Source organism: Paenibacillus phytohabitans, from assembly GCF_013141775.1.
Classification (GTDB): domain Bacteria; phylum Bacillota; class Bacilli; order Paenibacillales; family Paenibacillaceae; genus Paenibacillus_AQ; species Paenibacillus_AQ phytohabitans.
Map to the genome: position 1 here is coordinate 244459 of NZ_WHOB01000018.1, position 14574 is coordinate 259032.

Consider the following 14574-nt stretch of genomic DNA (forward strand, 5'->3'; position numbering starts at 1 on the left):
CTTGCATTAAACACATAAACTGGCCCGGACATTAACGTCCAGGCCAGTTTTATTCCTATAACTATGCTTTTATTTTTCTTTACCTCGATAGTACATTGAACCACATTGCTAATCGGTAATAATAATTCGGAATCGTCTGCTTAATCAGTATACATTCCTATATAATACCCACCCCATCTCAACTCTTTTTAAGAGTAATCTTATCTACTATAAATGTACCTCCAGATGAAGAGGCCATGTGGAAATGAACTCTCGCTGTCACCGCCCCAACTGGTGGTTTTAATGTTCCACTTACAGTAGTCCATTTACCTAACCCACTTACTTCTGCCAAGGTCACTCCGCTAATCAATTTTCCGGATGCTTCATAATAATTAACGATCAATTTAATTGTTCCATTGGACAAGTTGGTGATATTAATCAGACCGTTCAAAGCATACGATGATTGTGTAGTTACAACAACTTCTTGATATATTCCACCTTCACCGGTAATTTCAATTTTTTGGGCTTGAATCCCGGAAGCAACAGCCAAGGTTGTCAGCTGATAATCTCCGTAGGCTCCATATTTCCCCCAGCCGTCTGCAATACCACCAATTTGAGACCCCTCGAAATCCCCATTTGCCAATATACTTCCATCTGTACTTTTCTTAAAATTGACCATATCCACTACAAATGCTCCTCCAGACGAGGATGTTACTTGAACATGTATTCTCGCAACCACCGCTCCTGTTGGAGTTTTAATTGTACAACCTATCGTAGTCCATACATTTAAGGTGTTTATTTCTTCAGAAGTTGATCCACTGATCGCTCTTCCTGAACTATCGAAGTAATCAACAATTAGCTTTACAGACCCATTTTTCAAACTGCTTATATTTATGCGGCCGTTCAAGTCATACACAGTATTCCCGCTCACAGCTACATCCTGATATACCCCCCCGGAACCAGTCAGAGTAAGCATCTGAGATTGTTTACCCGAAGTTACAGTAGAACTTATAACCTGATAGACACCTGAAGCTCCGTATTTTCCCCAACCATCCGCAACACCACCATTTTGGGATGCTTCGAAATTCCCATTTGCCAACATATTACCGTCTATACTTTTTTTCAGGGATACCATATCTACCAACACTGCTCCTCCAGAAGGAGAACCTACTTGAATATGCACTCGCGCTATTCGAGCTCCTACTGGCGTTTCAATGGTTCCACCAAATGTAGTCCAAGTATTGAGCACACCTACTTCCGTTACAACTCCTCCACTAATTGCTTTTCCCGAAATATCAAAATAATTGATGATTAGTTGAACCTTACCATTCGACAAACTGCTTATATTTATTCGACCGTTCAAGTCATATAAAGTTTTATCATTTACAGCTATATCCTGATACAAACCTCCTACGTTAGTCATTACAAGCTTTTGAGATTGTACGCCAGAAGTCGCATTAGAGGATATCAGTTTATATTCTCCATAAGCTCCGTATTTCCCCCAACCTTCGCCCACACCATCTGTATGAGATAACTCAAAATCTCCGTTTGCCAGCATATTACCGTATGTACTCTTCTGCATTGAAACCAAATCTATCAATAATGTCCCCCCAGCTGAAGAGGCCAAGTGAAAGTGTATCCTTGCGATATTCGTTCCCTTTGGAGTTTTCATTACTCCTCCGATAGTTGTCCATAAGTTCTGTACACCTATTTCTGCAAGAGTCTCTCCACTGATTAAATTGCCTGAACCATTGTAGTAATCAACCCTTAGCATCACCGTTCCGTTCTGCACCGTACTTAAGTTTATTCGCCCATTCAACTCATACGCTGTATCCTCAGCTACCTGTATATCTTGATACAATCCTCCTACACCATTAGTCATTATCTTTTGAGATTGTTTACCACTTGCTACTGTAATCGTTTCTATTTCGCTTTTTGGTTGTTCATAACCCTTTCCATTATAGGTGTTCCAATAAGTCGCTGTCCCATTGTTCTGATCAGACATTTCAAAATTACCATTTTTTACAAAATTACCATTTGAATTTTTCCTGATTAAATTTCCATTTAAATCATAATTATAATCTACAGCATTATTAAATGATTTTATTGATTCCAACCGACCATTTTTGTCATAAAAATATTCATACGCGTCCGCATATGCTTTATGAGGTAAGACAATAATTATAAATAAAATTAAAATAAATAATGTGATGTTCTTCAATATTCTCAGCTCCAAATTATAAATATTATTATAGCTTTCTTAGCATCAATCCCTTACTTCCTCCTTCATACATTAAATTGTAATACAACTCAAATTCCAAAAAATTAATCCATCTTACCCTTAAATAAATATTCATTCAAATCATAAGAATATCAACGCTACAAGTTAATATTTTCCAGAAGGTTATAGCTGAAAATATCTTTATTATCACGTACAATATAGACTAATGTTATTTTTATTTCATCCAACTTTCTGGATTTTTATCGTTATCGGCCACCTAACGTGTCCATGGGTGAGGATGTGTTCTAGCTATTTATTGCAAGACGACTTAGGCAGTTCCCTTTAAGGATTTCTATTTTTCCCCAAATTATTGTGATTGGCATACGTAGATGATGTATAAAGTTGCCTTAATACGAACTTATCAAATATGCTTTGCAGTTGTTTCTGTGAGCATAGTAACGTTGTCTCCGCATAGAAGCTTCAGTTTGGCCGTTCTCGATATACTTCATGTACGGCAACTTTTCATCGTTTAACGTATAGCTTGTGTTCAATGCACCTGTCTTGTTCATTGTATTCACCACCGATCAAGGTTTAATTCCAGTTTCCTCGAACAGCTTGTCGAGCTTCTTAAAGAACTGTTTTTGTTCGTATTTCGCATAGCTTTGCTTTTATTCTGATCTTGCATTACCGTAACTACATCTTCCAATAGGTTAAAGTTTCTGCTTTCGTTGATTGGATCAGCAACCAGCAAAGAATTTACTCGTTCAATCAATCTTTCTCTTTTCTGTCCTGCTTGAACAAACTCAAGAAGGCTAAAATGCTGTGACTAATGCTACGTTGAGGTGTTTTCGTTGCCTTCATCATCAACAATTTAACTTCAAATGTTTTGGTTAAATTTGTAATCCGTTCCTTCCATCCACCGCTATACCAGAATGTCAATCGCTTTTTCCAAAGAAAAACCACATGGAGTCTGAAATTCACATGTGGTCCAATAATTAAAAAATGGTTTTAAAATTAGTGTCTAGATTTTCTAAGTGCTTTCTTTATTCTTAATAATAATTGATGGTATTCTTCTCTTTCTTGATCGGAATATATCTCCTTATCTTCTGGAAAGTTCAATTCATTAGTCTTTATTAAATGCAAGAAATCCTCAACAAAAGAATTAATCATACTTTTAACAATAAAATTTTCATCCCATTCTTCCTCGTTAACTTGTGCAATTGCTTCTAATATTTCCCCGTCTCCTAAATAACCAGCAAGAGGATTTATTCTTAACCTATTCAATGCTTCTGGAATAACATATTTAAGATGCATCGATTGCCTTATTAATTTTGCTACGTCTCCATGATTTAAGTCCTTTAGCTTTACCTTCCGAATACTATTATACCAAACAGAAAGCGGTACATCTTCATCAACCTCAAAAACCTCAGTAAGGCCTTCTAATTTTGATATATCATCAATGGTTAATTCTTCTAAGTTTCCATTCATAATATCACTCTCCTATGGATTAACCGAATCTCTTATTTTCTTTACTTCATTTAAGAATTTTTGTCCTTTATTAATTGCATCTTGAACCGCCTTTTTTGTTACTTCCGATGTACCCTCAATAAATGATTTGCTTTTTTGAGTATTTTTAAGCCTATATAAAATGATCCAAAGAACTACCCAAATTAACCTTCGTGTCCAAAATCGGGTAATAAAAAGTAAGACGATTTGAAAGGACGTAAAGGAAATGTAAATCCCAAACGAAATTGAAGCGGTGGAACAAGCCATGAAACAGACATCAGATAAGCGAATGTATGAGCGTTATCTCGCAGTTCGCCTTCGATTGGAAGGACAGACGCTGGAACACATTTCGAAAACCCTTCATCGTACGCGAAAAACTATAGGTGGCTAACTGCATAAATATCGTAAGGGCGGACTGGATGCATTGACGATGGAACATTCGCCGGGTAAACCTCAAAACTGACGAAAACACAGACGGACCAACTTACCAAAGTGCTTACCAACAAACGTCCGGTTGACGTTGGATTTGATGCGAAATACACCTGGACATTGAAACTGGCCATTGGCTATATTGAGCGTGAATTCAATCAAGCTTTTAGCGAGCGTGGCCTATCTTTACTTTTGCATCGCCTTGGATTCAGTTACACGAAAGCAACGGCTGCCGACCCAGAAGAACAACAAAAGTTTCGGGAGAAGACCGCAATCAATTTTTAAAAAAGCTCATGGACGGACAAATCGCCCATTTGCTCTTTGAAGATGAATCCATGATTCGAGCCTACCAATCGCTGCAGTACAACTGGTTTCCTCGCGGGCAACAGCGGAAGATTAAAACGTATGGCAAGCACGAAGGCGCCAAACTTTTTGGAACACTGGATTATGCAACGGGTAAAGTGTTTTACCAAGAAAGCGAATCGTACGATGCGAAGGTGTTCGAACACTTCTTAAAGTCGCTTCTTACCGAATATCCTACTGGGCAAATCGTTGTGGTACTAGACAATGAGCGTATTCATAAAGCAGCTTCCATTGAACATTTTCTACAGGATGAACCCGATCGATCACTTCCATTGGATGCTGGTTTATGCGGTTCATAAATCGGCTGACAGCGGTTCGAATTTTGTATCTTTTATCGTAAAAAACGTTGTGGATGACATCGCTTTTCAACCATTTCCAGAGTCCCTCAATAGGATTGAGATTCGGAGAGTATTTGGGCAAGAACACAAACTCTAGCCGACTGTGCATAAATGTGTAACTCTTTAATTCAATCTATATAGCATATTTGTACCTCACTATTTTACAAGTGCACTATAAATTAAAGAATTATTATGCACATACGTATAAAGATTCTGGCTCAGCGGATTATTTGTCTGCCCCTTAAACGGATCTTAGTTTATAAAGCGGCGCTGTGAATAAAGCAGGTGGTAACTGAGAAAATATCCCAATCACCACCCATTATTTATCTCCATTGCAATTGAGCTATTAAGTCCTTCCAATTAAGCACCTTCACATAAGATAGATCTTTTTCAGATGTTTCGTTAATCTCCTCTTTATAGATAAAATAATCCGGCTCTCCTTCTTGATTGTTTACTACTCTAAAATCGCACCAATCTTTCTCATAGACATTTTTTAGTACAGCACTTTTATTGGTGGCTAAATTATAAAAAACTATCTCAGTTACATCAGGAATTCGATCTTCTGAAACAAAAATTACATATGAATCGTCTGCTGATAAAAAACGATGAAAATAAAATGGGTTTATCTTGAAACAAAAATCATTATCGAGTGTTGCTCTATTTAATCTCCATACTTCACCGCTAAGATAGTCATTTTCAAGCAACAATCCATCATTATCTTTATCAACTATTTTTACATAATATAGATAATTTACCGTTAAATAAACATCATTAATATCAAATTCTCCACTTTTAATAATTTCTTTTTTCATATCGGTTTTACGATTGACCATCCAAATCGATTTGGTGCTTATTTTGTCTTCATTATTTTCGATTACATTTCCATTGAAATCAATTTCCCTTATAGTAGTCCTTGAAATAAAAATATCATCATTGGAAAATGCAAGGAAATTGATTTCTTCTTCCATTGAAATGGAGAAAACCATTTTGTTCGTGCTGAGATTAGATATATTCATATTTTTTCCTCCTATGGGGCTATTAAATTTGCGGGCAGAGTTGGCCACAATATAGGTATTAATGAAGGTAGGAGTCTTATTCCTCTATAAGCAAGATAGCCTCCACCAACTACATACAAACCAGTTTCTATATTTCCTGGATTTATAGAGCTTGTAGGTGGAGTTGAGTTAACTTCATTCCACTTAAACCTTGTTTTCTTTTCCATTTCTTTCTGTACCCATTTTGGTGGTGATCCGGGACTATTTCTATTAGCATCATGGATAGTTCCATCTAGATTGCGCGACCATTCTTCCCCTTTGGGTCCGAAAATATGTCCATGTCTTTGAGTACCACTACCATCATTTTGTGCATCAACTCTCCCCTTATACCCTGCACTCAGATCTACATTTTTCCCAAAAATGTATCCCGCACTACTTGCAGCGTCAATCTGCGTTTGTGTTGGATTTTCAATTGTACTGAAATAATTAAATCTTATATTTTGAGCTGCACGGTGTATAGTAGTTTGTAACGCTATAATGTTCATCCTAGTTATATTGCTGGCCGAACTATTATCTAATGATAATAGTTGTCTCTGTAAATCTTCCCAACCAGCTGTGAGAGGTGCAAGTTGATTAAGAACTTGTTGAGTAAGTACATGATCGCTTTCCATACTATGACCAGACGGGTCTGAAAAAATTAATGGGTTATTTCCTACATACGTATAAAGATTCTGTGTCAGCGGATTATCAATCTGCCCTTCAACCGTATCCTCATTTAAAAACCGCCCCATGCTCGGATCATAATACCGTGCCCGCAGATAGTAAAGACCTGTTTCCGGATCATAGGTTTCTCCAGCGTACTTGAAGGAGTTCGAAATTTCCTCTGTTTGAGAAGTAATATTCCCCCATTCATCGTACACATAATTATTCTTAATCACTCCGTTTGTATCAACAATCTGTACGACGTCACCATGACCATTATACAGATAATAATAGTCCTTGGATGCCTTCTTATCCTTCTTCACCAGTACCCGGTCACCACGGACAAAGTTTGCCTGTTCTACAAACACGCCACTGACGATTTTCTCCTCGGAGATGACTTGACCCTGGAAATTATAATTCACTTGGGTCTCTGTATTCCCTTTCGTCTTTATGGACCGTAGGCTATCCGCATAATACTTGAAGCTGGTTGTATTTCCGCCCTTGGTCACTGAGGTTAAGGTATTCTGCAAATCATAGGTGTAGCTCGAATCTGCGAGATCCTGATTTACAGAACTTGTATCAGATGCTGTTTGCCGGTTGCCTCGTACATCGTACGTATATGTCGTTTGGGTACCGTCCGGCCGATTTATCGACACCAAACGGTTCAGCGCATCATAGTCGTAATTGGTTACTTGTTCCGAGCTGCTGCCTTTACGGATTTCACTAACTCTAACCCGATTTCCGTTATTGTCATAGCCATAGCTATACCCTGAGAGGACTTCACTTCCCTTGGTATTCTTCACACTCTCCGTCCAGCCCAGCGCTTTGTTGTAGGTGTATTCTGTCTTCAGAACGCTACCGTCCGTAAGTGCCGGATACGCGATCGACTTCACCAGGTCATTTGCAAAATAACTATACTGGACATTCGCCGAAGCCGCACTGGTCATCGTGGAACTCCCGTTGGTCTGAACTTTGTCCAACCGCTGCTTCGTATACTGATAATTCGTATAAAATCCCATATAGTTGTCGCTGATTTGCTTCACTCTGCCGATGATATCCAGCTGATTCCCGATCGAAGCGGAGTGATTTCCAGATAGCGCGGAATACGAACGAACCCGCCCTAAGCTGTCCTGTGTCTGTGTTTGCGTTGCTGTGATAACGTTGTTCTTCAGTGTCTGGAGCGTCTGATTAGATGCCGATCCATCTCCGAAAATAACATTGGTCTCCTGTGTTTGCGTTACATTATTGATCGTTCCGCTGATGGTACTTTTCTTCAGTCGCCCGCTTTCGTCATACAGATATCCATAGGAACTGCCATTCCGGTCTGTTTTCGCTGTTAATTGGCCTAAGCTATTATACGTATAGCTCTCACTCTGCGAAGCTCCATCCTGCTTCACTGCAAGCAAGCCAAGTTCGTTATATGTTTTCGTATTTAAGGTTTGCGGCGATCCGTTTTTAGCCTGGATAGTTACTTTGGACAGCTGCCCATTGCCGTCGTAGCTATACGCTGTCGTCTGGTTTAAGGCATCCTTAAGTGCAGATAACCGGCCTAAGGAATCGTAGGTATAAGTAGCCGTGACACCATCCTCATTCAGTTTACGGTTCGGATCGGTATACCCCGTCATATTTCCCATGATATTATACCGGTACGATTCGGTGATCTTCTGCCCGTTGGCTGGCCAATCTTTATACGTCGACGCTGAAATTTTATTCCCCCATACATCAAAGCTCTGTTCGGCATAGTTCAGAATTTCATGGGTTGTTTTATCTTGAATATAGCTTGTACTGGTTCGTGCTTTAATTGAATACTCACTTACAATAAGATCCTCATTGGCATTCGTGGCTCTATTCTGTCTCCCCCAGGCGTCATAACTGGCTGACAGGGTATTACTAGCTGCATCTATCACATATACTGGACGGTTCCATTCGTCATAATGGTATTGTGTTTGCGTATATCTTCCTGCGTTCGGGTCATAGCGTTCATCCAGTAAGGTCTGGCCCAGACCATTATAGAATTGGATGCCATACGTCTTCATCGTGCTTCCATTCGCGATCTGCGTCAATGTGTGGATTGTATCCACTACGAAACTGTATGTTCCGGCATTCACGGAATCAAAGTTTGTGGAGATCTGGTTATCCTTATAAATATATTCCTCAGTTTCACTGTATCTAGTTCCATTCGAATTGCTAAACTCAGGTTTGGTGATCTTCAGCAGTCGGCCAAGTGCATCATAAACGTAGCTGGTCGTCTGCTGATTACCGTTCGTCTCACTGAGAAGCAGGCCACTAGCTCTATCGTAACTCTTCCAGGTTGTCACAATCTGCTGATTTGGCTGCCCGATGTTAAACCACTGTTGTTGTTCGGTAGGATACGCAAAATTATACGTTGAACCGTAAATCGTCACTGTTTTGGCAGTTCGCTGACTCCCCGCCCATTTCTCGGCAGTGACGGTAAAAGCGTTACTATCTTTGCCGTACGTAAATAAGGTAACCTCACCTAACGCATTCTCATTTCGCTCAATTCTGCCATCTGCTGTGTATGAAACGGATTCGGATAGTGGTGTATTATCGTTCTCATTGGCATACCAGCTTATTACCTTGGGCAGCTTAAAGCTTGGATCATATTGATAGGAACGGGTAAACTTCTGCTTAATAGCCACGTTATTGAGTTTCTCACTTGGTATAGGCAATGTCTCGGTCAATGTATATCCCAAATTATTATAGGTTAATTCCGTATAGAGACTGTTGGGATTAGTATCGCCATCCCCATCATAGATCCGCTGCTCAATCAAGCTAGGTGTAAACTTGTAATTCGTTAGAAAATTAGAATATAACGTGAGTACTCTCTGCCCCGTCTGGCTTCCGCTCGCTACTCTGGTCTCTACGGATTCTTGCTGCTTTAGGTGATTGAAGGTTGTTGTCGTCGTTTGCTGCAATACATTGTTTTGATTCACAGAACCTACAGTACTGGAAAAATGATACCCTTCAGGTACTTTTTCGGGATCACTTCCCACACCGTACGCACTATAATCACCGCTATAACTGATGACATTATGGTTCATAACATAGGATGGCAAGGAATTGCGAAGAATAAGGTCACTTCTGCCGCTAACCCGTGATTTTTTTATAACCCCGTATTGGGATAAATTATGATATCCATATTCATAGTCGTAAACACTTTGGGAAGAATTATTGTACTGTACTTTCTTTAGCATATATTCTTCAAAGTGAACGGATTTGCTATTGGGCACAGACTTACTTAAGAAATCGAACTCCTGTGTGTACTCAGCATACTCAAATTGTATTTTCTCTTCATTGGTTACTTCAATCCGATTAAGACCTGTCGCCCCATTAAAACCTAATGATTGCTGGAAGTAATTCACTTCTTTAACCTTCACGTTATTTTCAAAAACTCTTACAGTTACATTAGGTCCAGTAGACGTAGAGCCAGTTACGTATAACTTATACGCAAAGGTGATGGTTCTCCCTAGAGTATCTTCAATAGATGATATATTCCGCTTGGAGTCATAGGTATAGGTGATTTTATTCCCAAACCGATCGGTTTGCACCATTGTATCAGAATAATAACGTTCAGTTGATTTATCCGGAAATTGTACCAAAAAACTTGAACCTGGAGTGGTTATCTTAACCTCGCCGACGGGATAATCCTTAAGCCTGTAGTAGGAATTCTCGCCTTGATTTACAAATTCCAACTCATAGGTTCCACCTTTACCATCATTGTAAGAATTGTAACTAGAAATAGACGGTATATTAAAGGACCAACCAAGTCCTAAAAAGTTATCCCACTGGTTGTTATCCCAAATACCTTCATTAAATGTTTTCCCTGTGGAATCAGAGTACCTTCCAGGATAAAACTGACTCGTCATATTGGATTGAAAAATTACACCAAGGTTAAGATCTAAACCGTCCCTCCCTGGTAGACTGATCTGGTTACTTCGCCAAGTGAGCATTCCGGTTATAGGATTGATCGTTTCAGAGGAGTTATTCTGATCTGAAAATTGCTGATTAAAGGTCTGATATTTATCCTTCAATCCGATCTGGCTCATCGCATCATCAATGGAACTGCTGAGTGTAACAATGGCATTGTATTTAGCAATGGGCTGATCGAGTTCCTCCAGTGATTCTTCCACATATACGGACTCTGTCACCGTCGATACCCGAGAAAGGGTCTCTTCTCCATAGACATCTTCAGCTACAGTAGGTGAGGTAATCTTCTGATCTTCTTCACTAAGTTTTTGGTCCAATCCCAGCCAATTTTCCTTTGATTTTTGCTTCATCTCCCATAGTATTAACGGATCTAGGTTATAGATAGCATGCAGGAAAGCAATTGCATACACATCTGAGATTGAAGTACCTGCTTCAAATAACTTTTCAATTTGTTCCTGCTCCAGAAGTACCTGTTTATCACCAAATAACTCTGTATATTTCTCATATAGACTCTTCACTTCTGGCTCTGACATAACATCATAACCTTCAGCAGGTACATCTTCTGAGGCTCTCAGGCTTGACCTGGATTGTGCAGGCTCATTCTCTTCCGAAACAGATGGGACATCAAAGCTTTCAGCCATTGGTGTCGGCGTTGGTTCCAGAGCAGGGACGAATGTAGATTCGGGTTGTACTTCTATATATTCGTCAGGCAACGGAGATGGAGTAGGGCTAGGGAGTTGGACATTCTGTAATCCATCAGTGGATGATTCAATGGACTTAGTTGCAGCTGTGGGTTGTTGTATACCTCCTCCAACAGCTACAGAAGTTCCAAAGAAGCTATCAAATAATAAAATAAATACCATTAGAATAATTGTGAATTTTTTAAATGAACTACGCCCCATATATATCTCTCCTAAGTAAAATAATTTTCAGATAGTAATGAATTTTCAATAGTACGCTTCCCTGCTCTAATTAGTCACGTTCACAGTAATCCCTCCAACCGCTCGACTATTCCCATAGCCATCGTGGGCGTACAGGTGAGTCGTATACGTTCCAGTTTCATTCCCGTGATTGGCAAATGGTATTCTAATTCTCCATTTGGATGCACTCTCACGTTCACCTTGGTACCAGTAAAGATCGTCTTGACCTTTGTTATTCGTCCATGTTGGGAATTCCAGACGAGTCACATTAGCCGGTACTCCTTCAATAGAAACTTCATAGTATCCATCACTCCGCTTCACGGTGAGCGGCGCTTTTACATTCTGTGAATTGGTTACATCGAATTCCCATGCTCCAAGAAACTTGCCACTAGAATAGATATGCGTAATATATCGACCTGTCTCTGAATTGTGTTTGGAGTATACTACCGTTGCTTTCCAGACTCCGCTTCCAACTCTTACGCCTTCAATCCACTCAATATCATCCTGATTGTTGTTAGCTGTCCAGGTTGGGAAATGTACAATCTGTATTGAGGGATCCAAGCCATATATAAATACGTCATACGAAACACCGGAAAGATCTGTCTCCTTTGCTCCTCCGGTCCCTCCTACCACATTGACTACCTTGGCGCCTATTCCAGTCTTATTCCCATACTGATCAAACGAATAAATGTGCGTAATATAATTCCCGGTTTCAAAATTATAATTACTGAATGGAACTTTTATTCTCCAAGAACCATCTGCAAGCTTCTCACCTGTAATCCAGGGATTGACCAAGTCGTCCTGACCCTTATTCTCAGTCCATGTAGGGAATCGCACCTCTTTGATACTGTCCGCAACACCGTTAACCTGAATATTATAAGACCCGCTAGCCAGCGATGCTTCCCCAGGTGCAGTAACCGTTATTTCATCGTTCCGAACTTCTGAAGCTGCTGTTCCAACAATTGCCCCATCAGCATAAATGTGAGTCACATATGTACCTAACTCCCCACCATGTCTATTAAAGACTACAGTCCCTTTCCACACGCCGTTAGCAAGCTTCTCGCCAACGATCCACTCCACATCGTCTTGTCCATTACGATCTGTCCATGTTGGAAAATGTACCTGCTGAACATCTGGCCGCACTCCTCGGATGTAGATATCAAAGGATACTGATGAAAGGCCAAAGATATAAGGTTCGGATGAAAATCCTTTGCTGCGCTTTACCAGATTCCCGTTCGCATCATAGGCATATTGAATGATAGATTTATCTGACAAAATTTCCGTATTCAGACGTCCTTGATTATAGGTATAAATATGTTGTCGCTGTGAGCCTACGGCATCGATTACAATATGTTTAGAACTGGATGATTGCGCATACACAGAAGAAAGCGAATTCCCCAAGATGAGGATACAAATGAGGCAAGCATTTATTACAAGATACACTACCTTTTTCTTCAATTAATGCACTCTCCAATCTATGATCACCTACCACACATGAATTATTGAGATTTTTCACATCGTGAGATGGACTAGTTCATCACATTTACCGACAACATCCCAATAATTCGGCTATTGCCATATGCATCATAAGAATATACATGCGTAGAATATGTCCCACTTTCGTTGTTGTGCTTATAATATGGAATACGAATCCTCCAGCTTGTACTGCTTAATCGCTCTCCTTCAATCCATGGTTCTTCAATATCATCATGACCGTTTTTATCGGTCCAAGTAGGGAATCGCACACTTGTTACATTAGAGGGGATTCCATTAACTGTAATATCATAAAACCCACTGCCCAGATATGCCACGGTAGGATACTTGTATTGCAATGCATCCACTACATCGAATTCCCATGCTCCGCTATATTTCCCATCTGCATAGACATGACTGATGTATCTACCAAGTTCAGAATTATGCTTTGAATATACAATTGTACCTTTCCAAACGCCGTTGGCTACTTTCACACCGTCAATCCATTCAATATCATCCTGATCTTTATTTTTGGTCCATGAAGGAAATTGAACCTTCTGAGTTTGTGGATCTAGACCATAGATATAGACATCATAGGAAACTCCAGAGATATCAGTTTCATTGGATCCTCCTGTTCCACCACGAACAGTAACAGTTGGTCCAATCACTCCTTTCTGGTTATTATTCTTATCCAAAAAATAAATATGAGTTAAATAATTGCCAGTTTCGTAGTTATGCTTACTAAAAGGCACTCGGATTTTCCAGGTAGTATCGCTTACCTTTACACCCATAATCCATGGATTCTCCAAATCATCTTGACCATTATTTTCAGTCCATGTTGGAAACCGAACCTCATTAACTGTTCTGGAAATCCCCTCAACCCTAACCTCATAAAATCCATTAGATAAATAAGCAAGCTGTGGGGCATAGATTTTTGTGGTGTCTTGCAATTCTGCGCTTAACATTCTCACCAACGTTCCGTCCGCATAAATATGTGTATTATACACTCCAATGGTTCCACCATGCTTGGAGAGTACTATTGTAGCTTTCCATATACCTGGAGCAACCTTTTCACCGTTAATCCACTCGATATCATCTTGTCCATTCACCTCTGTCCATGTTGGAAAAGTCACCTGTTTTATGCTGTAGGAGACTCCCTTCAAATAAATATCGTAAGAGGCAGCTGATGTACTAATAACATAGGGTTCAGCAGAATAGGACTTACTCTTTCTTAAAAGATTACCGTTCATATCGTAGCTATATGTAATCATTGAGTTATCCTGCAGGATTTCCGTCTCCAGCCTGCCTTGACTATAGAGATAAACTTTCTGCTTTTGTGTGACTTCCCCTCCATCAACAATAATGTAATTAGAAGCTACCGATTCAGCAGCCGACACTCTTGGTATTTGCTCATTTAACAAAAAAAAGAACAGAAAGCAAACAAAAAATCTCCAAGCTTTAAACAGATTCATTTTGTTTCACTCCAGAGCCATGAAATATTTCGCCACTATACTGATTGCTATAAAGACTACTCATAAAACTTCTTTCTTTAACAAAGAGCCATTCTTATCATAATTCAGCGCGACAATCTTACCATTGGTCAACAGTATATATTTAAGTCTCCCATTGACATCATAAAAGTAACGCATTTGATCTGGTATGTCCGTCTTCCATAGTGCTGGATTTGTTATTTTTTTGAA

At 39.6% G+C, this 14574-nt stretch carries 8 protein-coding genes and 1 pseudogene; 2 read left to right on the forward strand and 7 right to left on the reverse strand.

From position 1 onward, the window contains the following. Positions 1–178: 178 nt before the first annotated feature. Together GC101_RS06175 and GC101_RS06180 are read right to left on the reverse strand one after the other, a co-directional pair. Positions 179–2200 (reverse strand): carbohydrate binding domain-containing protein, encoded by a 2022-nt coding sequence (locus tag GC101_RS06175; protein WP_171716532.1) that lies wholly within the window; start codon positions 2198–2200, stop codon positions 179–181. 1014 nt (positions 2201–3214) lie between these two features. Then, positions 3215–3688, reverse strand: a complete 474-nt coding sequence (locus GC101_RS06180) for a contact-dependent growth inhibition system immunity protein (protein ID WP_171716533.1) — start codon at positions 3686–3688, stop codon at positions 3215–3217. A 510-nt stretch (positions 3689–4198) separates the two neighbouring features. On the opposite strand from GC101_RS06180, the gene GC101_RS36480 reads away from it, so the two are divergent. Both GC101_RS36480 and GC101_RS06195 read left to right on the forward strand, forming a co-directional pair. Beyond that, positions 4199–4420 carry a winged helix-turn-helix domain-containing protein gene (locus GC101_RS36480; protein WP_171716535.1) on the forward strand — a complete coding sequence of 74 codons (222 nt, stop codon included), beginning with the start codon at positions 4199–4201 and terminating at the stop codon, positions 4418–4420. 50 nt (positions 4421–4470) lie between these two features. After that, complete coding sequence (locus GC101_RS06195; RefSeq protein ID WP_246354198.1) at positions 4471–4797, forward strand: transposase; 327 nt, start codon at positions 4471–4473, stop codon at positions 4795–4797. Here the strand turns inward: GC101_RS06195 and GC101_RS35990 are convergent. From GC101_RS35990 to GC101_RS06215, 5 genes and pseudogenes are all read right to left on the reverse strand, one after another. After that, a pseudogene (locus tag GC101_RS35990) lies at positions 4751–4936 on the reverse strand (transposase); the annotation flags it as partial. The gene GC101_RS06195 and the pseudogene GC101_RS35990 sit on opposite strands and share 47 nt — an antisense overlap. 223 nt (positions 4937–5159) lie before the next feature. Beyond that, positions 5160–5852: a hypothetical protein gene (locus GC101_RS06200; protein ID WP_171716537.1), complete on the reverse strand. Its 693-nt coding sequence runs from the start codon at positions 5850–5852 to the stop codon at positions 5160–5162. Between the two features lie 11 nt (positions 5853–5863). Continuing rightward, complete coding sequence (locus GC101_RS06205) at positions 5864–11383, reverse strand: RHS repeat-associated core domain-containing protein (RefSeq protein WP_171716538.1); 5520 nt, start codon at positions 11381–11383, stop codon at positions 5864–5866. A 66-nt stretch (positions 11384–11449) separates the two neighbouring features. Continuing rightward, positions 11450–12859: a GBS Bsp-like repeat-containing protein gene (locus GC101_RS06210; protein ID WP_246354188.1), complete on the reverse strand. Its 1410-nt coding sequence runs from the start codon at positions 12857–12859 to the stop codon at positions 11450–11452. A 71-nt stretch (positions 12860–12930) separates the two neighbouring features. Continuing rightward, positions 12931–14346: a GBS Bsp-like repeat-containing protein gene (locus tag GC101_RS06215; protein ID WP_171716539.1), complete on the reverse strand. Its 1416-nt coding sequence runs from the start codon at positions 14344–14346 to the stop codon at positions 12931–12933. Positions 14347–14574 lie beyond the last annotated feature (228 nt).